24 protein-coding genes are annotated in these 23,597 nt (G+C 66.0%); 6 read left to right on the forward strand and 18 right to left on the reverse strand.

Features of this window, described 5'->3' with window-relative positions; all coding sequences use genetic code 11:
- Positions 1-60: 60 nt before the first annotated feature.
- On the reverse strand, positions 61-1,893 hold the full coding sequence (gene glmS, locus BMW75_RS03505) for a glutamine--fructose-6-phosphate transaminase (isomerizing) (protein WP_092576815.1): 1,833 nt from the start codon (positions 1,891-1,893) through the stop codon (positions 61-63).
- 150 nt (positions 1,894-2,043) lie between these two features.
- On the opposite strand from glmS, the gene BMW75_RS03510 reads away from it, so the two are divergent.
- From BMW75_RS03510 to BMW75_RS03520, 3 genes are all read left to right on the forward strand, one after another.
- Positions 2,044-2,532, forward strand: a complete 489-nt coding sequence (locus BMW75_RS03510) for an Lrp/AsnC family transcriptional regulator (RefSeq protein ID WP_092576818.1) — start codon at positions 2,044-2,046, stop codon at positions 2,530-2,532.
- 104 nt (positions 2,533-2,636) lie between these two features.
- Complete coding sequence (locus tag BMW75_RS03515; RefSeq protein WP_092576822.1) at positions 2,637-2,951, forward strand: hypothetical protein; 315 nt, start codon at positions 2,637-2,639, stop codon at positions 2,949-2,951.
- A 56-nt stretch (positions 2,952-3,007) separates the two neighbouring features.
- Positions 3,008-3,646 (forward strand): nucleotidyl transferase AbiEii/AbiGii toxin family protein, encoded by a 639-nt coding sequence (locus tag BMW75_RS03520; RefSeq protein WP_254791931.1) that lies wholly within the window; start codon positions 3,008-3,010, stop codon positions 3,644-3,646.
- A 64-nt stretch (positions 3,647-3,710) separates the two neighbouring features.
- On the opposite strand, the gene BMW75_RS03525 is transcribed toward BMW75_RS03520, so the two are convergent.
- The 6 genes from BMW75_RS03525 to BMW75_RS03550 form a co-directional block, all read right to left on the reverse strand.
- Positions 3,711-4,775: a glycosyltransferase family 4 protein gene (locus BMW75_RS03525; RefSeq protein WP_092576827.1), complete on the reverse strand. Its 1,065-nt coding sequence runs from the start codon at positions 4,773-4,775 to the stop codon at positions 3,711-3,713.
- Entirely contained in the window at positions 4,772-6,094 is a 1,323-nt protein-coding gene (locus BMW75_RS03530; protein WP_092576830.1) for a UDP-glucose dehydrogenase family protein, read from the reverse strand. Before BMW75_RS03530 ends, BMW75_RS03525 begins: the two co-directional genes overlap by 4 nt.
- 101 nt (positions 6,095-6,195) lie before the next feature.
- Positions 6,196-7,608: an MFS transporter gene (locus tag BMW75_RS03535; RefSeq protein ID WP_092576832.1), complete on the reverse strand. Its 1,413-nt coding sequence runs from the start codon at positions 7,606-7,608 to the stop codon at positions 6,196-6,198.
- On the reverse strand, positions 7,581-8,954 hold the full coding sequence (glmU, locus tag BMW75_RS03540) for a bifunctional UDP-N-acetylglucosamine diphosphorylase/glucosamine-1-phosphate N-acetyltransferase GlmU (protein WP_092576835.1): 1,374 nt from the start codon (positions 8,952-8,954) through the stop codon (positions 7,581-7,583). Before glmU ends, BMW75_RS03535 begins: the two co-directional genes overlap by 28 nt.
- 69 nt (positions 8,955-9,023) lie before the next feature.
- Positions 9,024-9,848, reverse strand: a complete 825-nt coding sequence (locus BMW75_RS03545; protein ID WP_092576839.1) for a PhaM family polyhydroxyalkanoate granule multifunctional regulatory protein — start codon at positions 9,846-9,848, stop codon at positions 9,024-9,026.
- Between the two features lie 43 nt (positions 9,849-9,891).
- Positions 9,892-10,563 (reverse strand): outer membrane lipoprotein, encoded by a 672-nt coding sequence (locus BMW75_RS03550; protein WP_092576842.1) that lies wholly within the window; start codon positions 10,561-10,563, stop codon positions 9,892-9,894.
- Positions 10,564-10,695: 132 nt separating this feature from the next.
- On the opposite strand from BMW75_RS03550, the gene BMW75_RS03555 reads away from it, so the two are divergent.
- Entirely contained in the window at positions 10,696-10,914 is a 219-nt protein-coding gene (locus BMW75_RS03555; RefSeq protein ID WP_076517872.1) for a DUF3717 domain-containing protein, read from the forward strand.
- 36 nt (positions 10,915-10,950) lie between these two features.
- Here BMW75_RS03555 and BMW75_RS03560 read toward each other — a convergent pair whose 3' ends face one another.
- From BMW75_RS03560 to BMW75_RS03580, 5 genes are all read right to left on the reverse strand, one after another.
- The gene (locus tag BMW75_RS03560) at positions 10,951-11,556 is read right to left on the reverse strand and encodes an SCO family protein (RefSeq protein ID WP_092576845.1); all 606 of its coding nucleotides are present in this window, start codon (positions 11,554-11,556) and stop codon (positions 10,951-10,953) included.
- 17 nt (positions 11,557-11,573) lie between these two features.
- The gene (gene cyoE, locus BMW75_RS03565) at positions 11,574-12,467 is read right to left on the reverse strand and encodes a heme o synthase (RefSeq protein WP_076517877.1); all 894 of its coding nucleotides are present in this window, start codon (positions 12,465-12,467) and stop codon (positions 11,574-11,576) included.
- A gap of 13 nt (positions 12,468-12,480) precedes the next feature.
- Positions 12,481-13,518: a COX15/CtaA family protein gene (locus BMW75_RS03570; protein ID WP_092577325.1), complete on the reverse strand. Its 1,038-nt coding sequence runs from the start codon at positions 13,516-13,518 to the stop codon at positions 12,481-12,483.
- A gap of 67 nt (positions 13,519-13,585) precedes the next feature.
- On the reverse strand, positions 13,586-14,167 hold the full coding sequence (locus BMW75_RS03575) for an SCO family protein (protein ID WP_092577328.1): 582 nt from the start codon (positions 14,165-14,167) through the stop codon (positions 13,586-13,588).
- A gap of 71 nt (positions 14,168-14,238) precedes the next feature.
- Entirely contained in the window at positions 14,239-15,051 is an 813-nt protein-coding gene (locus BMW75_RS03580; RefSeq protein WP_092576848.1) for an SURF1 family protein, read from the reverse strand.
- Positions 15,052-15,087: 36 nt separating this feature from the next.
- On the opposite strand from BMW75_RS03580, the gene BMW75_RS03585 reads away from it, so the two are divergent.
- Positions 15,088-15,288 (forward strand): twin transmembrane helix small protein, encoded by a 201-nt coding sequence (locus BMW75_RS03585; RefSeq protein ID WP_076517882.1) that lies wholly within the window; start codon positions 15,088-15,090, stop codon positions 15,286-15,288.
- A gap of 177 nt (positions 15,289-15,465) precedes the next feature.
- On the opposite strand, the gene BMW75_RS03590 is transcribed toward BMW75_RS03585, so the two are convergent.
- The 5 genes from BMW75_RS03590 to coxB all read right to left on the reverse strand — a co-directional run bounded on the left by BMW75_RS03590 (position 15,466) and on the right by coxB (position 19,637).
- On the reverse strand, positions 15,466-16,341 hold the full coding sequence (locus BMW75_RS03590; RefSeq protein ID WP_092576850.1) for a cytochrome c oxidase subunit 3: 876 nt from the start codon (positions 16,339-16,341) through the stop codon (positions 15,466-15,468).
- Positions 16,342-16,377: 36 nt separating this feature from the next.
- The gene (locus BMW75_RS03595; RefSeq protein WP_092576853.1) at positions 16,378-16,602 is read right to left on the reverse strand and encodes a DUF2970 domain-containing protein; all 225 of its coding nucleotides are present in this window, start codon (positions 16,600-16,602) and stop codon (positions 16,378-16,380) included.
- Between the two features lie 9 nt (positions 16,603-16,611).
- A complete protein-coding gene (locus BMW75_RS29620; RefSeq protein ID WP_216639588.1) occupies positions 16,612-16,737 on the reverse strand; it encodes a cytochrome oxidase small assembly protein in 126 nt (41 codons plus the stop codon).
- Positions 16,738-16,768: 31 nt separating this feature from the next.
- Positions 16,769-18,376, reverse strand: coding sequence for a cytochrome c oxidase subunit I (gene ctaD / locus BMW75_RS03600; protein ID WP_076517891.1), 1,608 nt, complete (start codon positions 18,374-18,376; stop codon positions 16,769-16,771).
- Between the two features lie 103 nt (positions 18,377-18,479).
- Positions 18,480-19,637, reverse strand: coding sequence for a cytochrome c oxidase subunit II (gene coxB / locus BMW75_RS03605; protein WP_092576855.1), 1,158 nt, complete (start codon positions 19,635-19,637; stop codon positions 18,480-18,482).
- Between the two features lie 288 nt (positions 19,638-19,925).
- Here coxB and BMW75_RS03610 point away from each other — a divergent pair, with 288 nt between their 5' ends.
- Positions 19,926-20,738, forward strand: coding sequence for an NUDIX hydrolase (locus BMW75_RS03610; protein WP_092576859.1), 813 nt, complete (start codon positions 19,926-19,928; stop codon positions 20,736-20,738).
- Positions 20,739-20,808: 70 nt separating this feature from the next.
- Here BMW75_RS03610 and BMW75_RS03615 read toward each other — a convergent pair whose 3' ends face one another.
- Entirely contained in the window at positions 20,809-23,505 is a 2,697-nt protein-coding gene (locus tag BMW75_RS03615; protein ID WP_092576862.1) for a cation:proton antiporter, read from the reverse strand.
- Positions 23,506-23,597 lie beyond the last annotated feature (92 nt).

The raw sequence follows: 23,597 nt of genomic DNA on the forward strand, positions 1-23,597 counted from the left end.
TTTATTCCGCGCGACCGACTTTATTCCTCGTTTTCAAAGCGGGCCGAAGCCCGCCCCGCCTCACTCCACCGTCACACTCTTCGCCAGATTCCGCGGCTTATCCACATCCGTTCCGCGCGCGCACGCCGTGTGATACGACAGCAACTGCAGCGGCACCGTATGCAGAATCGGCGACAGCTTGCCGTAGTGTTCCGGCATCCGGATCACATGCATCCCTTCGGCGCTCTGGATCTTGCTGTCCGCATCCGCAAACACATACAGCTCACCACCCCGCGCGCGCACTTCCTGCATGTTGGACTTCAGCTTTTCCAGCAGCTCGTCCTTGGGTGCGATGGTGACGACCGGCATGTGCTCGGTGACCAGCGCGAGCGGGCCGTGCTTGAGTTCGCCGGCCGGGTAGGCTTCGGCGTGGATGTAGCTGATTTCCTTGAGCTTGAGCGCGCCTTCCAGCGCGATCGGGTAGTGCATGCCGCGGCCCAGGAACAGGGCGTTTTCCTTGGACGCGAAGCGGTCGGCCCAGGCCATGATCTGGGGTTCCAGCGCCAGCACGGAGCCGATGGCCGAGGGCAGGTGACGCAGGGCCTTCAGGTGCTCGGCTTCCTGCTCTTCCGTGAGCTTGCCGCGGGTCTGCGCCAGCGTCAGCGTCAAGAGGAACAGCGCGGTGAGCTGGGTGGTGAACGCCTTGGTGGACGCCACGCCGATTTCGACGCCGGCGCGCGTGATGTAGGACAGCTTGCACTCGCGCACCATGGCGCTGGTGGACACGTTGCAGATGGTCAGCGTGTGTTCCATGCCCAGCGAACGCGCGTGCTTGAGCGCGGCCAGCGTGTCGGCGGTTTCGCCGGACTGCGAGATGGTGACGACCAGCGAGCGCGGGTTGGGCACGCTGTCGCGGTAGCGGTATTCGCTGGCGATTTCGACGTTGACCGGGATCTTGGCGATGGATTCGATCCAGTACTTGGCGGTGAGGCCCGCGTAGTAGCTGGTGCCGCAGGCGAGGATCAGCAGGGAGTCGATTTCCTTGAAGACCTTGTAGGCCTGGTCGCCGAAGAGTTCGGGCGTGATGGACTCGATGTCCTGCAGGGTGTCGCCGACCGCGCGCGGCTGCTCGAAGATTTCCTTCTGCATGTAGTGGCGGTAGGGGCCCAGTTCGGCGGCGCCGGTGTGCACGTGCACGGTGTGCACCTCGCGGTCGACGTTCTTGCCGGCGGCGTCGACGATCCAGACGCGCGAGAGCTGCAGGTCGACGACGTCGCCGTCTTCCAGGTAGATGATCTGGTCGGTGGTGCCGGCCAGGGCCAGCGCGTCCGAGGCCAGGAAGTTTTCGTTCTGGCCCACGCCCACCACCAGGGGCGAGCCCTGGCGCGCGCCGACGACGCGATGCGGTTCGTCGCGGCAGAACACGGCGATGGCGTAGGCGCCATGCAGGCGGCGCACGGCGTTCTGCACGGCTTCGAAGAGGTCGCCGGCGTAAAGGTGGTTCACCAGGTGCGCGATGACTTCGGTGTCGGTCTGGCTTTCAAAGACGTAGCCGACGGCTTGCAGCTCGGCGCGCAGTTCGTCGTGGTTTTCGATGATGCCGTTGTGGACGAGCGCGATGCGCGGCTCGTCGTTGCCCAGGTGCGAGAAGTGCGGGTGGGCGTTATGAGTGGCGGGAACGCCGTGCGTAGCCCAGCGGGTGTGGGCGATGCCGGTGAAGCCCTGGATCTTGTCCTGCGCGACCTGGTCGGCCAGCTCGGCCACGCGCTGCGTGCTGCGCGTGCGGCGCAGGTGGCCATCGGCGTAGACGGCGACGCCGCAGGAGTCATAGCCGCGATATTCCAGACGCTTGAGGCCTTCGACGAGGATCGGGGTGATGTCGCGCTGGGCGACGGCGCCAACAATGCCGCACATAGGAGTGACTCCGGTAGGTTCGTGTACCGACGCATTGTGCGCGACCCCTAAAGAAATTTGATTTCTTTATATTGATGAATTTGGCAGTTAATTCCCTTACACAAATGTGATTAAATAATCTTTCATTGAATTCACATTGCTGAATTAATCATGCAAAAGATGCCGATTTCGCTACCCGAACTGGATGATCTGGACCGGCGCATTCTTGAACAGTTACAAGAAGACAGTTCGCTGACCAACCAGGATCTCGCCGCAAAGGTGCATGCGTCGCCGCCGACCTGCCTGCGGCGGGTGCGGCGACTGGTGGAGGAAGGGGTGATCGACAGGCAGGTGGCGATTCTGGCGGCCGAGAAACTGGGCAGCACGCTGACGGCGATCGTGGAGATCACGCTGGATGTGCAGGCGGCGGAAAGCCTGGATGCGTTCGAGCAAAGCATGCTGACGGAGCACGCCGTGCTGCAGTGCTATCGGGTGTCGCCGGGTCCGGACTTCGTGGTGATCGCGCAGGTGAAGGACATGCCCGCCTATCACGCGCTGGTGCATCGCGCCTTCACGGCGCAGGCCAATGTGCGCAACGTGCGCACGTTTTTCTCGGTGCATCGCGCCAAGTTCGAGACGCGGATCGATGTGCGGGGGTGAGGCGAGCGCACAATTTCAGCATGCGCCAAGCCTGCCGCCCCCAGACGGGGGATAATGCACCAAAGACGCGCGAAAGGCCCTCACCGTCCCGTCAGGAGTTGCCCTTGCCACCGCCATCGACCCCGTACCTCGAGATGATTGCAACACACCTCAATGCTCCGTATGGACAGGTGGTGAGTGCAGTTGATGTCGCCACTGCGTTGCGCGCTGGCAATCTCTCCTTGGCTGCAAGCGATCCGCTTGCACAAGAGCTGCTGGCGCACATGTTCCTTGAACTGGAACCTGAATTCATTGGTAGAGCCAGCTTTGAAGCGGGCGTGCGACTAGAAGAAGCTGAGGCGCTCTATCAAAACGCCCGAAAGCACTTTGACCTGCCAAGGGCAGTCCGGTGGGAGGAAGCGCTTAAGGGGGTACTTTGATGCGCACTTCCAGGGAAGACATCCTGCTCCACCGGTCATCCGGCCCATGGAGGCGTTTGGAATCGCACGCGCGGCTTCTGGTGGAGAACGCCCGCCTTCACGGCGGCAATTCCTTCCAGCCAGTGTTAGGGGGTGGTACGCGCTTGATGCTCGCCCTCAATCACCGGATCAGCGACGATGTTGACCTGTTCGTTGATTCGCCGGGATGGCTCCCGTACGTTTCGCCGCGACTGAATGACATGTTCGAGAATGAGTTGGCGGGCTACAACGAAGATAACGCGCATGTGAAACTGCGCTTCGCCGAGGGCGAAATCGATTTCGTCGTCGCGGCGCCGTTGCTTCCGCAAGTATCTGATATATGGAATCCCCCCGCGCCGGAAACCCGCTTTCCTTTGGAGCCGCCGGCCGAAGTGCTGGCGAAAAAGCTGTTTTTCCGTGGATGGGCGTTGACCGCCCGGGATCTATTTGACTGGGCCATCCTGCACGCGGAGGCGCCCGCCGGCGCAATTCCCGAAAATGCGCTGGCGTCACTTCTTAAGGCGAAGCTCGACGGTTTGGAGGCAGCCCTGACGCACATGGCGCAACGGCCATCTCAGCGCGTCGCTTGGGATCGGATCAGAACGGATCGCCTTCCCGATCTGGACACGACCGTGGCGTGGGGCAAGGCCAAGATTGCGGAATGGGCGGATAGCTAGACGCCCCATAGTTAGGCGCCCAACAGCCAGCGCGCGGCGCTTCCAACGCTCAGTGCGCGCCGACTCAGCGCGGCTTCCGCCCCACCAGCCGCTCAAACTGCGCCAGATACCGATTCCCCATCTTCTGCACGTCGTGCTCGTTGCGCACGTATTCGTAGGCGCGTTCGGTGACTTCCTGGCGAAAGGCCGCGTCGTCCAGGCAGCGCGCCATGCCGGCCGCCATGGCCTGATGATCGCCCACGGCGCACAGCACGCCGCGGCCGTCGGCCAGGCTTTCCTTCAGACCGCCGGCGTCGGTAGAGACGACGGGCACGCGCTGCAGGAAGGCGTCGAGCACGCTGCTGCCCAGCGCTTCTTCCTCGGAGCTCATGACGAACACGTCGAGGATGCTGTAGAAGTCCTCGACGCCCTTGCGAAAGCCCGCGAAACGGTAGACGTCTTCGATGCCGAGCTTGCGGGCTTCGTCCTTGGCCTGCTGTTCGCGGTCGCCGCCGGCGCCGAAGTGCAGGAAGACGAAGTCGCGGCGCGTCTTGGCCAGTTCGCCGACGGCGCGCACCAGGGTGACGGGGTCCTTGTCGCGGATGAGCGCGGCGGACGTCGCCATGACCTTTTTGCCTTCCAGGTCGAATTCGCGCACCAGATTGGCGACGTTGTCGGCGTTGATCTGGTGAGGCTCGACCGCGCTGCGGATGATGACGGGCTCGATGCCGAGGCGGCGCGGTTCGCCCGCGGCCATCTCGCTGATGGCCACGAAGAGGTCCGCGTGGCGCCATTTGAAGCCGGTCTTCCATTCGTCGCCCGGCTTGACCACGAACGAGGTGCGGCGCGAGAACGCGACCGGGCGGCGATGCAGCCACTTGGTCAGCACGGCCCAGGTGATGGTGTTGGCCGTCTGCGCGTGGATGATGTCGTAGCGGCCGGCGCCCGCCAGGAAGGCGAGCTGGCCGGGCACGTTGCGCACGGCGTGGGCGACGAAGCCTTCCTGGCGCGCGCGCTCGGCCAGCGGGGCGCCTTCGCGGCACATCACTTCGACGTCATGGCCGGCCTTGCGGAAGGCGCGCATGCAGTACAGCGTCTGGCGTTCGCCGCCGCGCCAGCCTTTCTCGAAGTTCAGTTGCAGGATTTTCATGCGCGGCCGATGCCCGAGTACTCGAAGCCCAGGCTGCGCACGTCGGCCGGCGTGTAGAGGTTGCGCCCGTCGATGATGAGGGGCGTTTTGAGCAACGCCTTGACGCGATCGAAGTCGGGCGCGCGGAAGACCTTCCATTCGGTGGCGATGAGCAGCGCGTCCGCGCCGTCCAGCGCGTCGTACATGTCGGCGGCGAAGCTGATGCCCTGATGGCCCGCCAGCACGCGGCCGGCCTCGTGCATGGCCACCGGGTCGTAGGCGCGGACTTCGGCGCCGCGGCGCGTGAGTTCGGCAATCGCCGTGAGGCTGGGGGCTTCGCGCATGTCGTCGGTGTTGGGCTTGAAGGACAGGCCCCACAAGGCGATCTTGCGGCCGCTCAGGTCTTCGCCAAAGCGCGCGACCAGTTTTTCGGCCAGGCGGAATTTCTGTGCGTGGTTGGCGGCTTCGGCCGCTTCGATGACGCGCATCGGCAAGCCGTGTTCGGACGCCGTGTTGACCAGCGCCTGCACGTCCTTGGGAAAGCAGGAACCGCCGTAGCCCGCGCCGGGATACAGGAAGTGGTAGCCGATGCGCGGATCGGCACCGATGCCGCGGCGCACCTGTTCGACGTCCGCGCCCAGGACTTCGGCCAGGTTCGCCATTTCATTCATGAACGAGATGCGCGTGGCCAGCATGGCGTTGGCGGCGTACTTGGTCAGCTCGGCGGAGCGCACGTCCATCACCATCAGGCGGTCGTGCGTGCGCTGGAAGGGCTCGTAGATGCGGCGCATCACGCCGATGGTGTAGTCGTCGTCCGCGCCGACGATGACGCGGTCCGGGCTCATGAAGTCGTTGATGGCCGCGCCTTCCTTCAGGAATTCGGGGTTGGACGCCACCGTGAAGGGAAGGTCGACGCCGCGCTCGGCCAGTTCCTTGGCTACCACCGCGCGCACCTTGTCGGCCGTGCCGACGGGGACGGTGGACTTGTCCACGATCAACTTGCGCGAGGTCATGTGGCGCGCGATGTTCTGCGCGGCCGCCAGGACGTATTTGAGGTCGGCGGAACCGTCTTCGCCGGGCGGGGTGCCCACGGCGATGAACTGGACGTCGCCGAACGCCACGCTTTGCGCGATGTCATCGGTGAAGTGCAGGCGTCCGGCCTGCACGTTGCGGCGCACCAGGTCTTCGAGGCCCGGCTCGTAGATGGGGATGCCGCCCTGGCGCAGCAGGGCGATCTTGGCCGCATCCACGTCCAGGCACATGACATCGTTGCCCATGTCGGCCAGGCACGCTCCCGACACCAAACCCACGTAACCGGTACCCACGACCGTGATCTTCATGCCTGAACGCCTTCAAAATAGGGAATCTTCGCGCCCGGCCAAGGAAACCGGGCGCCGGCCGCCATTATAGAAGCGGCCCGCGCCCGAGGTCCTGCGGCGCGCTAGGTCCGAAGCTTGTTGAACCGGACCGTGTTGACCACCACGGCCAGGGCCGCGCACACGGTGCCCAGCACCAGCGCCAGGCCAGGCCCGTGCGCCGCGCTGACGCTGAAGGCGATCGCCACCAGCGCCGTGCCAAAGCTCTGGCCGAACACCCGGGTGGTGGCCTGCAGGCCGCCCGCCGCCCCGCTGCGCAGCCGGGGCGCGGCGGACAGCAGGGCGCGGTTGTTCGGCGTCTGAAAAAAGCCGAAGCCGACGCCGGCCACGAACATGCCGGCGATGATCGGCCCGTTCGACACGGTGGAAGGCAGCAGCGCCAGCGAAAGCATGCCGACGACCATGGTGGCCGCCCCCACGCCGCTCAGGGTGGCGGCCGAATAGCGGTCCGACAAGCGGCCCGCCAGCGGCGCAATGATGGCCGTACCCACGGGCCAGGCGCCCATCAGCATGCCCACTTCCAGGTAAGGCCGACCCAGCACCTGCTGAAAGTAGAACGGCAGCGACACGTACGAGGCCATCTGCGCGGCGAAGGTGCAGGCCGACGCGCCCACCGCGAAGGCCAGCGGCCGGATGCGCAGCAGGTCCACCGGCACCAGCGGCGCGGTCTGCTGGCTGGCCCGGCGCACCAGCACCATGCCCGCGACCGCCGAAATGGCGACCAGGCCGATGCCGCGAAGCAGGTCTTCGCCCATCATGTCCACGCCGGAAATGAACACGCCCAGCGTCGCCATGCAGAGCAGGGCGCTGATCCAGTCCAGTTTCACGTCGTTGCGCGGGACTTCGGGCAGATGGCGCAGGCCCATCATGGCGAGCGCGCAGATGGGCAGGTTGACGGCGAAGATCCACGGCCACGGCGCCACCGACAGGATGGCCGAACCGATCGTGGGCCCCAGCACCGACATCACCGCCACCGTGGTGGCGTTGATGCTGATGCCTCGCCCCAGCATCTTGAGCGGATAGATGTTGCGCACCAGGCCGCCGAACATGCACATCAGCGTGGCCGCCCCCAGCCCCTGGAACACGCGCGCCGCCGTCAACTGCCACAGCGTGCCCGCCAGGGCGCAGCCCAGCGAAGCCAGCGTGAACAGGACCAGGCCGAAGGTGAACATGCGCCGAAAGCCGATGCGCTCGGCCAGCGCCGACAACGGCAGCAGGGCCATTACGACGGCAAGGTTGTAGGCGTTGACGATCCAGACCGCCTGGGCCGGCAAGGCATTGAGGTCCTTGGCGATCGTGGGCAGCGCCACGTTGGCGATGGTGGTGTCCAGCACCGACAGGCTGATGCCCGTCATCACGGTGGCCGCCGCCCAGTACCGGCGCGGCGCCGGCAGGCCGTCGAGCGGAGCGGACTTGGCGGCGCCTTCCGGCGCCGCGTCGTGCCCCGGCGTCACGACTTCTTTACCGGGCGCTGCCATCCCTCGACGGTGAGCTGCTTGGGGCGCGACACCGTCAGCTTGTCAGCCGGCGCATCGCGCGTGAGGGTGGTGCCGGCGCCCAGCGTCGCGCCGCGGCCCACGCGCACGGGCGCGACGAGCTGCGTGTCCGAGCCGATGAAGGCGTCGTCCTCGATCACGGTGCGATGCTTGTTCACGCCGTCGTAGTTGCAGGTGATGGTGCCCGCGCCGACGTTGACGCGCGCGCCGATGTCGGCGTCGCCGATGTAGGCCAGGTGATTGGCCTTGCTGTCCGCGCCCAGCACGCTCTTCTTGATCTCGACGAAGTTGCCGACGTGGCTGCGGTCGCCCAGCTCGGCGCCGGGGCGCAGGCGGGCGTAGGGGCCCACGCGCGCATCGCGGCCCACCTCGGCCTGCTGCAGGTGGCTGAAGGCTTCGATGTGCGTGCCCGCGCCGACGCTGACGTCGCGCAGCACGCAATGCGGGCCCACGCGCACGCCGTCGGCCAGCGAAACCTGGCCTTCGAACACGCACCCCACGTCGATGAACACGTCGCGGCCGCAGGTGAGCGTGCCGCGCACGTCAAAGCGCGCCGGGTCGGCCAGGGTGACGCCGGCTTCGAGCTGGCGGCGGGCCTGCTCGGCCTGCCAGCGGCGCTCGAGTTCGGCCTGCTGCACGCGGCTGTTCACGCCCAGCGTTTCCCAGCCGGCGCCCGGCTGGGCCGCGCCCACGGGCACCTCGTCGACCACGGCAAGGCCGACGACGTCGGTCAGGTAGTACTCGCCCTGGGCATTGTTGTTGTCGATGCGGGTCAGCCAGTTCTTCAGCTTCGCGGTCGGCGCGCTGAGGATGCCGGTGTTCACTTCCTTGATCTCGCGCTCGGCGTCCGAAGCGTCCTTGTGCTCGACGATGCGGCACACGTTGCCCTTGGCATCGCGCACGATGCGGCCGTAACCCGTGGAATCGGCCAGCACTTCGGTCAGCACGGCGGCGCCCTGGCCGCGCGCATCCAGCAGGCGCTGCAGGGTCTCGGGCTGGACCAGCGGCACGTCGCCGTACAGCACCAGCGTCACGTCGTCCTTGCCGTCGCCTTCCAGCAGCAGCGGCACGGCTTGCTGCACGGCATGGCCCGTGCCGTGCTGAGGCTGCTGCAGCACGAAGTGCAGGTCCGGCTGACCGTCGAAAGCCTGCTTGACGCGATCCGCGCCGTGGCCGACCACCACGATGATGCGCGCCGGCTGCAATTGGCGCGCGCTGTCCAGCACATGGGCCAGCATGGGTTTGCCGGCCAGCGTGTGCAGCACTTTGGGAAGGTCGGACTGCATGCGTTTACCCAGTCCGGCGGCAAGAATCACTACATTAAGCATAAGTTCCAGTAGGTGTGGAGACGGTCGGGCGGCCTTGCGGCCGGTCCGCGTGTCGATTGAAGGATAGGGTCAGGGCTTGCCGTCGGCAGGCCCGGTTTTCTTGGCGGTCTTTGCCGCCCGCTTGGTGGCGGCGGGCTTGCGCGCGGCAGCCGGCTTGGCGGCCTTGCCTTGCGGCTTGGCCGACGCCTTGGGCGTGGCGGGGTCCGGCTTGGCACCTGTGTCCTCGGCCGGCGCGCTTGCCGGCATCGAGGCCGCCGTGGCGGCGGCGATCTGGTTGAACTGCTGTTGCAGCAGATCCCACCAGGCCTTGGACGCCGACTGCGCGGCGGCGCCCATCTGTTCGCTCATGGCGGCGGCCGATTCGGCGCCGCCGGTGGCGGACGCGCCCGCCGCGCTGCCCGATGCGGCATCGGACTGTGCGCTGGCGTCTTCCTTGGCCTGGCCGGACGCGGCGTTGTCCGGCTGCGCGGAACTTCCGTGGCCAGCGCCCGCCGACTTCGGCGCGGGCTTCAGGCCCAGCGCGACTTCGAGCGGCGAAGGCGCGCCGCCCTCCGGCGCCGTGCCCAGGTCCATGCGCGAGGCGCTATCCACGAAGGCGCGCAGGGTGCTGATGGTGGACCGCTGCACCTCCATGCCCTGGATGGTGCTGGAGAGCATGCTCAGGTTCATGCGCAGCCAGTTTTCCACCGACCGCAGTTCGGCGATGCGGCGGTCCAGGTCTTCGAGGTTCATGGGCGGCGCCATGGGCAGGCTGCTCGCCAGACCGCCCGGGCCCGTCAGGCCGGCCCAGGCCTGGCGCATCATTTCCATGCTGGCCAGTAGCGGATTGCCCGACAGGTCGGAGTTCTGGCCCATGCCGGGCAGGACGAACGGGTTGGTGTATTGATCGCTCATTCCAGGTCTCTCCAAGGTCGGATGCTTGCCGCCGGCGGTCGGGTCAACCCGGCAGAAGCTGATTGTTCTCCACGCGCACATGGTCGCCGGAGGCAAACGAGAACGGCTGCGCGCTGCGGAACTGGCGCGTGCTGCCGTCGCTCATGCGCACCGTGAGCTCATAGTGCGTCACTGTTTGTTGCTGTCTGATATTACGCTCAACTTCACGGCCTGCCAAAGCACCGCCGACCGCGCCCAGCACCGTCAGGGCCGTCTTTCCGCTGCCTCCGCCAAACTGATTACCCACGACGCCGCCGGCCACGCCGCCCGCGATGGTGCCGACCAGATGGTCGCTGTTGTCCTTGGCGGGCACCTGCACCTGGCGGATGGTCTCGACCACGCCGCACGAGGCGCAGGCTTGCGGCGCCGGCGCGGGACGCGCGGCGGGCGCGGCCGGCCGCGAGGGCGATGCGGGCTGCGACGCCTGGGCCTGGTGCATCTGACCAGCGGGCCGGCCCGCGCCGGGCGGTGCGGCGTCGGGCGCGGGCGCCAGGTTGGCGTCTTCAGGGCCGGCTTCGGCGACTGCCTCGTCCGCGTGCGGGTTGGCCGACGGGGTGGGCAGCCAGCCGAGCACCGCGGCCACGCCCACCGAACACATGACGATGACGGCGATCGCGGCGGCGGCCAGCAGCGGATGCAGGCCGCGGCGCGGCGCAGGTTGGGTCGAAGTATTCATGACGATGCTCCATCGTAACTAACCGGCAGTGGTATAGCACCCGGGCGCGGTTTCGGCATGTTGCGATGGTGACCCTTCTTTGCAGGGCGGATGGAGGGTGGACAGGCAGGGACATTCGTGGACAATAGGCGCATGGATCCCATCACCCTGCCCCAGCTTGAACAGGCAATCAACTACTGGCGCAACACGTCGCCATCGGTTGGCGAAGAGTCGCGCCTGTGCCCCGAGGCAGCCGCGCTGGCCACCCCCTATGCGTTGATGATCATTGCCCATCGGCGCGAGATTCCCGCCGCCGAACTCACCGACAAGGCGCGCGCCGCGCTGGCCGCGTGGGCGGCGGCGAAAGCGTGATCTGCCGTCTGGCCGGGCCTTGCGGCCCCACCCGCCTCAGCCCTTGAGCAGTGCCTGGATGTCGTGCGTCAGGCCGTCGGCCCCGACGTTGTTGTTGGCCAGCACGCGCGATTCGCCCTTGCCGTCGAACAGGTAGAACGCCGCCGTGTGGTCCATCGTGTAGCTGCCGTCCTTGGTGGGCGCCTTGGCGTAATAGGCCTTGAACGAGGCGGCCGCCTTCTTGATCTGGTCGGGCGTGCCGGTCAGCCCCAAAAAGCGCGGGTCGAAAGCCGTGACGTACTGCTTGAGCACCTCGGGCGTGTCGCGTTCGGGATCCACCGTGATCAGCAGGACCTGGACACGGTCGGCGTCCGGGCCCAGCTTTTTCATCACTTCGGTCAGTTCGGCCAGCGCCGTGGGGCACACGTCTGGACACTGCGTGAAACCGAAGAACACGACCACGACCTTGCCCGAAAAGTCCGAGAGCTGGCGCAGCTTGCCGTTGTGGTCGGACAGTTCCATCGCCCGGCCCAACTGCGTGCCGCTGATGTCGCTGCCTTTGAAAACGGGCTTGCTGTCGCCGCAGGCAGCCAGGGCGGCAGCGACGGCGGCGGCGGCGCCCAGTCGCAGGGCCAGCCGGCGGCTGGCGGAAAACACGGACATCGACAACCTCCGGGGGGTCAGCGCAAGAGGCCGACCCAGTGGTCGACCAGCAGGGCGCCAAAGAGCAGCGCCAGGTAAAGAATGGAAAAGCGGAACATGCTGCGCGCCAGCTCGTCGCTGTACTGGCGGTACAGGCGCCAGGCGTACGACACGAACATGCCGCCCAGCACAAGCGCCGACAGCAGATACAGTTCGCCGCTCATGCGGATGGCGTAGGGCAACAGCGTGGTCGCCATCAGCGCCAGGCTGTACAGCAGGATGTGCAGGCGCGTGAACTGGTTGCCGTGCGTCACCGGCAGCATGGGCAGGCCGGCCTTGGCGTAGTCGTGGTTGCGATACAGCGCCAGCGCCCAGAAGTGCGGCGGCGTCCAGATGAAGATGATGAGGACCAGCACCCAGGCCTCGGCCGGTACGGAATCCGCGACCGCCGCCCAGCCCAGCGCCGGCGGCATCGCGCCAGACAGGCCGCCAATGACGATGTTCTGCGGCGTGCGCGGCTTGAGGATGATGGTGTAGATGATGGCGTAGCCCACGAACGTGGCGAACGTCAGCCACATGGTGAGCGGGTTGACCATGTTGTAGAGCACGAACATGCCCGCGCCGCCCAGCAGCCCGGACAGGCTGAGCACCTGGAAGGCCGAGATCGTGCCGCGCGCCGTGGCCCGGCGCGCGGTGCGCAGCATGCGGGCGTCCACTTCCTGTTCGATCAGGCAGTTGATGGCGAAGGCGGCGGCAGCCAGCAGCCAGATGCCGATGGTGCCGAACAGCACGCGGCGCATGTCCGGGATGCCCGGCGCGGCCAGGAACATGCCGATCACGGCGCAAAACACGGCCAACTGCGTCACGCGCGGCTTGGTGAGGACGAGGTACTGGCGGAGCAATCCGGATTGAGGAGCGGCAAGACTGGTCATAGTGGACCTCATTTTAAACGCGCACCAAATTGGGGTCGTACCGCCTCGCCGGCTCATGGCCCGCAGACGCCAGACGCACCATCAAGACCACGGCCGACAAGGTCAGGCCAGCCGCGCCCCCATTGTGCAGCACGGCGATCAACAGCGGCCACTGGAAGAAGATCGTCGTCAGGCCCGTGAGCAGTTGCGCGCCCAGCAGCGCCAGCATCAGCGTGGCCGGGCCGCGCAGGCCAGGCTCGGCGGCGCGCAGCCGCCATGCCAGGATGCCCAGGTAGACGAACACCACGAAGGCGAAATTGCGGTGGACCCAGTGGATCGCCGTGAGCGCGGGCTGCGAGATCATTTCGCCGGAAGGCAGTTCGCCCAGCCCGCGGATGATCGAATACCCGCCGTGAAAGTCCATGTCCGGCACCCACTGCCCGTGGCAGGTGGGAAAGTCCATGCAGGCGAGCGCCGCGTAGTTGGTGCTGACCCAGCCGCCCAAAGTCACCTGAACCAGCAGCAGCACGAATCCGACCGCCACCCAGGGCTTCCAGCGCACGGCCGCGGCGCTCACCGGCAGGTGCGGACGCTCGCGCGACGACAGCCAGGTCATCAAGGCCAGCACCGACAGGCCGAACACCAGGTGCGCGGTCACGACGGCGGGCATGAGCTTGTGGGTCACGGTCCAGGCGCCGAACGCGCCCTGCACGCACACGGCCACCAGGGTCGTGATGGCCAGCGCGGGCGAGCGTCCCAGTTCGCGGCGGTAGCGCCAGGCCATGTAGACGATGCCGATGATGAGCATGCCCAAGATGGCGCCGACATAGCGGTGGATCATCTCGATCCAGGCCTTGGACAGGGTCACCGGTCCGAAGGGCATGGCCTGCGAGGCCTCGTGGATGTCGCCCATCGCGCCGATCGGCGTGACGCTGCCGTAGCAGCCGGGCCAGTCCGGACAGCCCAGGCCCGAATCCGTGAGGCGCACGAAGGCGCCGAACATGATCAGGTCCAGCGTCAGGAACCAGGTAAAGAATACGAGCTTGCGGTAGCGCGCCTTGATGCGTTCCATATCAACCAACATAAATGCCCTCACGCCGAGCGGGCGTCTTTCATTGCGGCGCCCCGGCGGTAAAAATTCAACCAATGCGCGAGTTATAGACCAGCTTGCTGATGTCCTTGCGCACCCGCACGCCATCCGCCTCGGCGGGATACTGCATCATGAGGTTGCCCAGCGGGTCGATCACCCAGATCGGATCCTGCAGGCCGGGCTGGCCCGCGGCGGTGCCGCGCGCCAGCAGGAACCGCGCCAACTGGTCGGGGTCCACGCGCACCATCACCGTGCCCTTGTAGGCCTCCAGCACCTTGTCCGGCACCACCGCGTCGTCGGTGATGAACCAGACGCGCGCCAGGCGATCCACGTTCTTGCCCTGGCTGGCGTGGCTGTTGCGCGTGATGAAGAGCTTGCGCGCGCAGCTTTCGGGGCAAGCCGCCCCGTCGGCGGCCACCAGCAGCCACTTGCCCTTCAGGCTTTGCAGATCGAAGGGCTTGCCGTCCAGCGTGGTCAGGCGCAGTTCGGATGCCTGGGGCATCGGCCGCTGCGGCGTCACGAGGGTGCCGTAGTTGCTGGATTCGCTGGGCCACCATTGCGGATTCATGTACACCACGAACGCCGCGACGATGGGCGCCAGCGAGCACAGGAACACCAGCACCATGGGCATCAGCGAACGCTTGCCTGCGGGCTTGTTGGAGGAGTTGTCGCGAGCCACTTTGTATCCTGGAATAGCGTTGTTCATCGACGCGCGCGGATCCGGGCCTGGGCCCGCGTGTCCCCGCGCTGGCGCATGCGGCGGATGGCGCCTCCCAGCACCACCAGCCACGCAATGGCGGCAATCGCCCCGAAAGCGAACCACTGTACCGCGTACGACGTGTTCTGCTGGAAATCCACCGACGGCTGGGGCCAGTCGCGCACCAGACCATCGTCGCCCGGCCCGCCCTGGCTGAGCACCGTGGGCAGCAGATCCAGCCCGGTCGCGCGGGCGTAGGCGTCCAGCGGCAGGTTCTGCACTTGCGGCACCTTCCCGTCCGCCGCGGGCAGCGTCGCGGGCAAGGTCGAGGTTTGCGATCCGCCCAGCGACCAGAGTTCGAACAGGCGCGGCACGCGCTCGGACAGCTCGCCTTGCACGATCTGCACGCCCTTGGGCGCGGCCGGCAGGTCGGGCTCGCCCTGGCCCTGGATGACGCGCGGCAACCAGCCGCGCAGCACCAGCACCGCGCGCCGCGCCGACGCGTCCAGCAGCAGCGGCGTGGCCAGCCAGTACCCGGGCCTGCCGTCCTGGTTGCGATTGTCCAGCAGTACACTGAATTCGGGCAGCCACGTGCCGCTGGCCTGCGCCACGCGCCAGGCCGTCATGTCCGCGGGCGGCGTGGCGGGCGTCAGCACCAGCGGCGCTTGCTTGCGGCCCGCTTCGATCGCGGCCAGAATGGCGCGTCGCTCATCGCTGCGACGCAACTGCCATTGCCCCAGCGACACCAGGATCACCACGGCGATGCCAAGCAGCAGTAAGGCGGCTACCGTGTAGCGGGTGGAATGCGGTCGGGACATCTGTCGTTGCTAAATCTGATTTGTCGGGAGACCACAATGCGCGTTTTCGTCGTTCTGGCCTTCATCGGGATACTGGCCAGTCTGGCATCCGCCCTGGTCTACCTGATGCGGGACAAAGGTACCACCAACCGCACGGTCAACGCACTGACAGTCCGTATCGGCCTGTCGGTCGCCCTGTTCGTGTTCGTGCTGTTCGCCCATCACATGGGCTGGATCGAGAGCACGGGCTTTAGATAGGCTGCGCGGCGTCCGGTTCCCCGGATTTGGCGCCGCAACCGCCGGGCGCGTCCCCGCAAATGGCCTGAAAGCGCGGCGGAAGCCGGCTTGCCGCCCGCCCCCTTCGCGCTTTCCCGTGCCGCAACGGCCGCCGGTTGCGCCGGCCGCCGTCAGAACCCCGCGATCAGCACCGCGCGGTCAGAACCAATACACAAACAGGTACAGGCCCAGCCACACCACGTCCACGAAGTGCCAGTACCAGGCCGCGCCCTCGAAACCGAAGTGATGGTCCGCCGTGAAGTGGCCGCGCATCAGGCGGATCAGGATGACCGTGAGCATGGTCGCGCCCAGAATCACGTGGAATCCGTGGAAGCCGGTCAGCATGTAGAACAGCGAGCCATAGGCGCCCGAGTTGAACTTGAGGTTCAGGTCGCGGTAGGCATGGATGTATTCAAAGGCCTGACAGCCCACGAAGACAAAGCCCAGGATGACGGTGGCCGCCAGCCAGAACTTCGTCTTGCCGCGATGGTTTTCACGCAGCGCATGGTGCGCGATGGTGAGCGTGACGCCGGAACTGAGCAACAGCGCCGTGTTGATCGTGGGCAGCCAGAAGGGACCCACGGTCTGGAAGGATTCCACCACGCCGGCCGGGCCGAAGTTGGGCCAGGTCGCCTGGAAGTCCGGCCACAGCATCAGGCGGTGGTCGATGTCGCCCAGCCATGGCGTCGTGACGGTGCGCGTGTACCAGAGCGCGCCGAAGAACGCGGCAAAGAACACGACCTCCGAGAAGATGAACCAGCTCATGCTCCAGCGGTAGGAATCGTCGATGCGCTTGCTGTTCAGGCCGGTTTCCGATTCATGGATGGCATCGCCGAACCAGTAGTACAGCACGATGACCACGCCGATGAATCCCACCAGCACGGACCACTTGCCCCAATCCGCGCCGTTGACCCAGGCCGCGGCGCCCAGGCCCATGAAGAGCAGCGCAACGGCCATGCGCACGGGATGGCCCGAGTCGGCGGGGACAAAGTAGTACGGTGCCTCTTTACCTTGAACCGAGTGGCTTGCACTCATGGCTTTCTCCCTGGTACAGATTTAGATTTAGGTAATTCAAGTCAGGCTGGAAACGGCCCAACGAACAATTAAAACCAGCACAGTCACAAAGATTGCCGCTGCCAGCAGTCCGGCCACGATGACGTGGACCGGATTGAGCCTAGCGATGTCCTCACGGTAGCCCGCGCCCTTGCGCACCCCGAAAAATCCCCACGCCACCGCCTTCATCGTCTGAAGAAAGCTCAGCTTGCGCTGGGAGGTTTCGCGAAGGTCGTCGCTCATGGTTGTGGCCTAGCCGACCGCCTTGCCGGTCAGCAACGCCGAACCGCGGATCACGGTCCAGGCGAACACGGCAATGACGAAAACCAGCAGGACCAGTCCTGCGATCTTGTTGCGGCGGCGCTGCTCGGGTGTCATTGCTGTGCGACCTGGAACATGGATGGGGCGTTTACTTCACTTCGGGCGGCGTTTCGAAGGTGTGGAACGGGGCGGGCGACGGCACCGTCCATTCCAGTCCTTCGGCGCCTTCCCACGGCTTGGCGGCGGCGGGTTCGCCCTTGCCCCGGTAGCAACGCACGATAGCCCACAGGAAAATGAGCTGCGACAGGCCGAACCAGAACGCGCCGATGGTGGCGAGCTGATGGAAGGTCGTGAACTGCGCGGCGTAGTCGGCGTAGCGGCGCGGCATGCCGGCCAGACCCAGGAAGTGCATCGGGAAGAAGGTCACGTTGAACGAGATCAGCGTGGACCAGAAGTGCAGCTTGCCCAGCTTTTCGCTGTACATGCGGCCCGTCCACTTGGGCACCCAGTAGTACGCGCCGGCAAACAGCGCGAACAGGGAACCGGCCACCAGCACGTAGTGGAAGTGCGCCACCACGTAATAGGTGTCGTGGACCTGGATGTCGATGGGCGCCACCGACAGGATCAGGCCGGTGAACCCGCCCATCGTGAACACGAAGATGAAGCCGATGGAGAACAGCATCGGGGTTTCAAACGTCATGGACCCGCGCCACATCGTGGCGACCCAGTTGAACACCTTCACCCCGGTGGGGATGGAGATGAGCATGGTGGCGTACATGAAGTAGAGCTGGCCGGTCACCGGCATGCCGGTCGTGAACATGTGGTGCGCCCACACGATGAACGACAGCACGGCAATGGAGGCGGTGGCGTACACCATGGAGGCGTAGCCGAACAGCTTCTTGCGGGCGAACGCGGGCACGATGGCCGACACGATGCCGAACGCCGGCAGGATCATGATGTAGACCTCGGGGTGCCCGAAGAACCAGAACACGTGCTGGTACAGGACCGGGTCACCGCCCGCGGCGGCATTGAAGAAGCCCGTGCCGAAGTGGCGGTCGGTCAGCACCATGGTGATGGCGGCGGCCAGCACCGGCATCACGGCCAGCAGCAGGAACGCGGTGATCAGCCAGGTCCAGCAGAACAGCGGCATCTTCATCAGCGTCAGGCCGGGCGCGCGCATGTTCAGGATGGTGACGATGATGTTGATGGCGCCCATGATGGACGAGGCGCCCATGATGTGGATGGCGAAGATCGCCAGGTCCATGCCCGGGCCCATCTGCAGCGACAGCGGTGCGTACAGCGTCCAGCCGGCGGCGGTGGCGCCGCCCGGCACGAAGAACGACGCGGTCAGCATGATCGCGGCCACCGGCAGCAGCCAGAAGCTGAAGTTGTTCATGCGGGCGAACGCCATGTCGGACGCGCCGATCTGCATCGGAATCATCCAGTTCGCAAAGCCCACGAACGCCGGCATGATGGCGCCGAACACCATGATCAGGCCGTGCATCGTGGTGAACTGGTTGAAGAGCTCGGGGCGGAAGAACTGCAGGCCCGGCTCGAAGAGCTCGGTGCGCAGCAGCAGCGCCAGCGTGCCGCCCTCCAGAAGCATGACGAACGAGAAGATGAGATACATCGTCCCGATGTCTTTGTGGTTCGTTGCAAAAAGCCACCGGCGCCAGCCCGTGGGGACACCGTGGTGGTGGTCATCGTGACCGTGGCCGTGGCCCGGCGACACGTGGTCTACAGTGACGCTGCTCATGATGGACTCCTTCCTGCTGAGTGCCGGCCCCGTTCGACGGGGCGGCAGGGTATCTCTGACTAAAGGGAACCGGTTCTACGGTGGAGGAAATGGGCGCGCGCGATCAGCGCGCAGCCGCCACGTCCTTCGGTGGAACCGTCGGGTCCTGCCCCTTGCCGGCATTGCTCCAGGCATGGCGCGTATAGCTGATGACCGCTGCGATCTCGACGTCGTTGAGCTGCCCGCCGAACGCCGCCATGGCGGTGCCGGGCTTGCCCTTCAGCACGGTGTCGATCTGCGGCCCCTTGGGGCCCAGAACGACCTTGTCTCCGTCAAGCGGCGGGAAGGAACCGGGAATGCCCTTGCCGTTGGCCTGGTGACAGGCCACGCAATTCGCCGCGAAAACCTTTTCGCCGCGGGCAACCAGTTCGGCTTCCGTCCACTCTTTGTTGGGATCGTCGGCGTTTGCCGCCATCTTCTTCTTTTGGTCTTCAACCCACTTATCGTAGTCCGGTTGCGCCAGGACTTCCACGACGATGGGCATGAATGCGTGGTCCTTGCCGCAGAGTTCCGCGCACTGGCCGCGATAGATGCCAGGCTTTTCGGCGTTGAACCAGGTGTCGCGCAGGAAGCCGGGGATGGCGTCCTGCTTCACGCCGAAGTCCGGAATCATCCAGGAGTGGATGACGTCGGAGGCGGTGAGGACGATGCGGATTTTCTTGTTCGCGGGGACGACCAGGTGGTTGTCCACTTCCATCAGGTAGAACTCGCCCTTGGGCTCGCGGTTCTCGATCTGGGCGCGCGGCGTGGACAGCGTGGAGAGGAACTTGATGCCGGCGGCCGAGCCGTCGAGGTACTCGTAGCCCCATTTCCATTGATAGCCGGTGACCTTGACGGTGAGGTCGGCGCTGGAAGTGTCCTTCATGGCGACGACCGTCTTGGTGGCCGGCAGCGCCATGGCGATGACGATGATGAAGGGGATGACGGTCCAGGCGACTTCGACGCCGAGATGTTCGTGGAAGGTCGCCGCCTTGTGGCCGCGGGACTTCCGGTGCGCCCAGATGGAGTAGAACATCACTCCGAAGACGCCGATGAAGATCACGATACAGATGGTGAGCAGCAACCAATGCAGCCACATGATGTCGCGCGAGATCGCGGTGACGCCTTCATGCAGATTGAGCTGATTGACCTTCGGACCGCCGGGCATGTTTTGCACCTGGGCACCGGCCACGCTGCCAACCAGCATCGCACAAGCCCCCAGTATCCCTCTCCACTTCTTCATGCTTACCTCGAAATACGGCGCGAAGGCCCATTTGCTGGTGGCGGAAGTCACCGGAATACGGGCAACGCGCAATTATTAGATGGCAGGGCGATGCAGGGAGATAGAGCGGCCCTGTCGTTCCCTCTCGAAATCACAAAGAAACTGGCGGATTATAGCGGACGCGCAAACAGATGTAAGTTTGTGCTCTTGAATTCATGGAGCCCGCCCCCATGTGGCCGCGCCCCTTGACTGCGGCCCGTAAACCGGGTGGCTTAAAATCGCCTGCATCCTCATCACCATGACGCCACGATGCCAAAGCCGTTGTCCGATTTGTATGCCGCCCTGTGCGCCCGCGCGCAGGAGCCAGCCCCGGAAGGCGCGCGCGCTTTATATATAGCGGGGCGCCGCTGCGGCTGGGCCACGCATGCGGCCTGCGACGCGCTGCGCGACGCGCCGCAAACGCATGCGGACGACACGGCGCTGCGCATCGGCGACGGCCTCGTTCCGGGCGATGCGCTGGATGCGGTGCTGGAACAGGCCGCGCAACTGTTGCGCCAAGCCAACTGCCTGCGCGGCTGGCGCGACGAATTGCTGGACGTATTGGATGGCGAGCAGCCGCTCGGCGTGATCGAACGCGCGGCCGTGCGGCCGTTGGGCCTGCTGACCAAGGCCGTGCACCTGAACGCCTGGACGCCCGACGGCAGGCTGTGGGTGGCGCGACGTTCGCTCAGCAAGTCGACGGATCCCGGTATGTGGGACACGCTGGTGGGTGGGCTGGCCGGTAGCCGCGAAGACCTGGAACTGGCGCTGGTGCGCGAATGCGGCGAAGAAGCCGGGCTGGACGAACCGGACCTGGCGCGCCGCACGCCGCTGCGCACGATCCTGCGCATCCATCGCCGGCTGCCCGAGGGCTATCAGGTCGAAGACGTGCTGACCAGCACCTGCCTCCTGGCGCCGGACGCGCGCCCCGCCAACCGCGACGGCGAGGTCATGGAGATCGCCACCATCGCTGTGGCCACGGCGCTGGACCGCATCCGCGAGGGCGAGTTCACGCTGGAAGCCGCCCTGGTGCTGGTCGAGGACATCATGCGGCGCCAGGCCGCGGGTGAGATCACGGTCTAGCCGGGCGCCGGGTGGGGCGCCTGATCTGGACGCCTGACCCGGACGACTTTCAGGACAACTTTCGGGACGACTAGCGCGGCGACGGTTCCGGCGTCGCCATCACCGATCCGCCCAACCCATCGTCGTCGTCGCGCGCGGATTCGCCGCGCAGTTCGCGGGCCGCCTGGACATCCTCGCCTTCGGGCGCAATGGCGGCGCCGGCCGCTTCCGCGGCTTCGGCCGCCTGTGCCGGACTGGGGGCCGAAGCCGCGGCCGCGGGAGCCGCCGCCGCGGATGCCTGCGAAAACTGCTTCCAGACCTCGATGGCGCGCAACCGCTGCTTGGCCACGACCTGGATGCGTTCACGCAGGTTTTCGTCGCGGGCGAGCAGCGCGTGGAAGTCGCGCGAAGACAGCATCAGCAGCTTGCTGTAGCCCAGTGACGTCACGTCCGGCGTGAGCTGCGCTTCGCCCAGCAGGCCCAGTTCGCCGAAGAACTCCCCGCTGCCCAGCTCGATCATGGTGTTGTCGGGCAGGTGGACCGCCACGGCGCCCGACGCCACGAAACACATTTCCTCGCCGTGCCGGCCCTTGGTCAGCACCCGCTGGTCGGGCAGGGCAAGGCGCGGCTTGAGCAGCTTGCTGATGGCGCGCAGGGAATCGGGCGACAGCCCTTCGAAGAGCGGCACGCGCTTGATGAGTTCGGCCGCGCTCATTTCGATGTCCAGCGGCGGATGCTTGTCGATGTGCGCCCAGCGGCTCTTCAATTGCTCGGTCAGGTCCGCATAGACTTCGCCGCTGATCAGAAACTGCTCAAGCATGTCGCGATAGCGGATGCGCTCGAGTTCGCGGGCCACGCGGCCCAGGTAGCTTTCCTGCAGCCACTGGGCGTACGACGGATATTGCAGGTTCAGGGCCTGCATGGCGTTCTCGATCAGGTCCAGGCGGCGCTGGTGCAACGACACGATGCGCTGCGTGGCCGCTTCGCCCAGCAATGGCGTGATCTGCTCGCGGGCAAAGGCGATCAGGCGCTGCGCGACCGACCGCTTGCTCATCAGGTTGGCAAAGCGCTGGCCGAGTTCGCGCGCCAGCCAGCCCTGGAAACCGAAGACATAGTGCAGCCGCAGCGCCAGGCGAAAACCCGTCGAATAGCGCACGTCGGCGACGATGGCGCGCTCAAAGCCGGCGACGCCGCCGAGCCGGATCGCGTCTTCCAGGCGCTCCGCCCGCGCGAGCAGCGTTTCGGCCATGCGCCAGTCCACGATCTGGGCCTTCAGGATGTCGAAGAACATTTCCTCTTCGCGCTGGGCGACGATGGTCAGGCCCACCGCCACGCGCTGCTCGTCGGTCATCTGGCTGACCCGGCCATCATGCACGCTGGCCAGGCTTGCGTCGAACACGGCGCGAATGCGGTCGCGCACTTCGCTGCCGATGTGCTCGGCCTTGGCGACTTCCTCGGTCTTGTCCTGCAGGTCCTCCAGCGCCACGGCCATCACCTGGTTGCGGATGGTGCGCTCCACGGGCGATAGCTGGTTCAGCCCCAGCATGCGGATGAGCGGCCGCAGGCTGATGCCGTTGACGAACAGGGTCATCAGCACGAACCCGGTGGTGGCGACGGCGATAAACTGGCGCGCCTCTTCGGGCACGCCCGTCTGCTCGGTCACCGCCAGCGCCAGCGCCAGCGACACGGCGCCGCGCAGGCCGCCCCACAGCATCACGACCTTGTAGGGGTTGCTGACCTTGGTGCCCAACCGGGTCAGGCCCAGCAGCGGCAGCAAGCCGAACACCACGATGCCGCGCGCGACCAGGGTCACGACGAACACCACGCCGACCAGCACCAGTTCCTGCCAATCGGCGGCTGCCATCAGCTTGGGAATCAGCATGGCGGCAAACAGGAAAATGAGGGAATTGGCCCAGAAGCCGAACTGCTCCCAGGCGCTGGCCAGATGTTCGAAGGTCGTGGGCGACATGCGCGTGCGGCCGGTCGAGCCCACCACCAGCCCCGCGATCACCGTGGCGACCACGCCCGAGACGTTCAGGTAATGCTCGGAGATGAAGAAGGACAGGTAGGCCAGCGTCAGGGTCAGCGTGATCTCGGCCGTGGGAAAACCGCGTAACCAGGCGAACAGGAAGCAGGCCAGCCGCCCCATGGCAAACCCCGCCAGGCCACCGCCGATGAAGTGCACGAGGAAGTCGTTGAAAATGCCGCTGACGGACAACTCGCCCCTGCCGCTCAGCACGGCCAGCAGCACGGAATACAGCGCGATGGAGGCCGCGTCGTTGAAGAGGCTTTCGCCCTCGACCAGGGTGGTCAGCCGCTTGGGCGCGCCCACTTCGCGGAAAATGCCGACCACGGCCACCGGGTCCGTCGTCGCCACGATGGCGCCCAGCAGCAGGCACACCACCAGACCGTAGGGCGAGACCGCATCGAGCGTCACGCCGACCACCACCGTGCAGACCACCACGGCCACGATGGCCATCATCAGGATGGGACCGATATCGTCCATCAATCGCCGCACGTTCATCGCCAGCGCGGTCTCGAAGAGCAGCACGGGCAGAAACACCATCAGGAAGGTCTCGGACGAGATCTCGAAGCTTTCCAGCGAATCGAGGAAGTCGCGGATCCAGGCGGGCGCCCAGCCATGCACGTGAATGATGATGCCAAGCAGACAGCCGACAATCGCGAGCAGCACGGAATAGGGCAGCTTGACGCGGCCGGCCAGGGGCGGCATGAAGCAGACCAGCGTGAGCAGGCCCGCAAGACCAAATACGAGAAAACCAACATCCATGGGTGACGCCGCGTCCCATTCTTAAAGCGTGTGGAAGGTTCCGCAAGAATAGCGGCTTTTTTCCCAGGCCTGCCGCCCGGGCGCTGCGGGAA

Origin of the sequence: Achromobacter sp. NFACC18-2, from assembly GCF_900108985.1 — a bacterium.
GTDB lineage: Bacteria > Pseudomonadota > Gammaproteobacteria > Burkholderiales > Burkholderiaceae_B > Achromobacter.

Coding starts and splice junctions, on each gene's coding strand:
- glmS (WP_092576815.1), bottom strand. CDS start 1,893: ATGTGCGGCATTGTTGGCGCCGTCGCCCAGCGCGACATCACCCCGATC.
- BMW75_RS03510 (WP_092576818.1), top strand. CDS start 2,044: ATGCAAAAGATGCCGATTTCGCTACCCGAACTGGATGATCTGGACCGG.
- BMW75_RS03525 (WP_092576827.1), bottom strand. CDS start 4,775: ATGAAAATCCTGCAACTGAACTTCGAGAAAGGCTGGCGCGGCGGCGAA.
- BMW75_RS03530 (WP_092576830.1), bottom strand. CDS start 6,094: ATGAAGATCACGGTCGTGGGTACCGGTTACGTGGGTTTGGTGTCGGGA.
- BMW75_RS03535 (WP_092576832.1), bottom strand. CDS start 7,608: ATGGCAGCGCCCGGTAAAGAAGTCGTGACGCCGGGGCACGACGCGGCG.
- glmU (WP_092576835.1), bottom strand. CDS start 8,954: ATGCTTAATGTAGTGATTCTTGCCGCCGGACTGGGTAAACGCATGCAG.
- BMW75_RS03545 (WP_092576839.1), bottom strand. CDS start 9,848: ATGAGCGATCAATACACCAACCCGTTCGTCCTGCCCGGCATGGGCCAG.
- BMW75_RS03550 (WP_092576842.1), bottom strand. CDS start 10,563: ATGAATACTTCGACCCAACCTGCGCCGCGCCGCGGCCTGCATCCGCTG.
- BMW75_RS03555 (WP_076517872.1), top strand. CDS start 10,696: ATGGATCCCATCACCCTGCCCCAGCTTGAACAGGCAATCAACTACTGG.
- BMW75_RS03560 (WP_092576845.1), bottom strand. CDS start 11,556: ATGTCCGTGTTTTCCGCCAGCCGCCGGCTGGCCCTGCGACTGGGCGCC.
- cyoE (WP_076517877.1), bottom strand. CDS start 12,467: ATGACCAGTCTTGCCGCTCCTCAATCCGGATTGCTCCGCCAGTACCTC.
- BMW75_RS03570 (WP_092577325.1), bottom strand. CDS start 13,518: ATGGAACGCATCAAGGCGCGCTACCGCAAGCTCGTATTCTTTACCTGG.
- BMW75_RS03575 (WP_092577328.1), bottom strand. CDS start 14,167: ATGCCCATGGTGCTGGTGTTCCTGTGCTCGCTGGCGCCCATCGTCGCG.
- BMW75_RS03580 (WP_092576848.1), bottom strand. CDS start 15,051: ATGTCCCGACCGCATTCCACCCGCTACACGGTAGCCGCCTTACTGCTG.
- BMW75_RS03585 (WP_076517882.1), top strand. CDS start 15,088: ATGCGCGTTTTCGTCGTTCTGGCCTTCATCGGGATACTGGCCAGTCTG.
- BMW75_RS03590 (WP_092576850.1), bottom strand. CDS start 16,341: ATGAGTGCAAGCCACTCGGTTCAAGGTAAAGAGGCACCGTACTACTTT.
- BMW75_RS03595 (WP_092576853.1), bottom strand. CDS start 16,602: ATGAGCGACGACCTTCGCGAAACCTCCCAGCGCAAGCTGAGCTTTCTT.
- BMW75_RS29620 (WP_216639588.1), bottom strand. CDS start 16,737: ATGACACCCGAGCAGCGCCGCCGCAACAAGATCGCAGGACTGGTCCTG.
- ctaD (WP_076517891.1), bottom strand. CDS start 18,376: ATGAGCAGCGTCACTGTAGACCACGTGTCGCCGGGCCACGGCCACGGT.
- coxB (WP_092576855.1), bottom strand. CDS start 19,637: ATGAAGAAGTGGAGAGGGATACTGGGGGCTTGTGCGATGCTGGTTGGC.
- BMW75_RS03610 (WP_092576859.1), top strand. CDS start 19,926: ATGCCAAAGCCGTTGTCCGATTTGTATGCCGCCCTGTGCGCCCGCGCG.
- BMW75_RS03615 (WP_092576862.1), bottom strand. CDS start 23,505: ATGGATGTTGGTTTTCTCGTATTTGGTCTTGCGGGCCTGCTCACGCTG.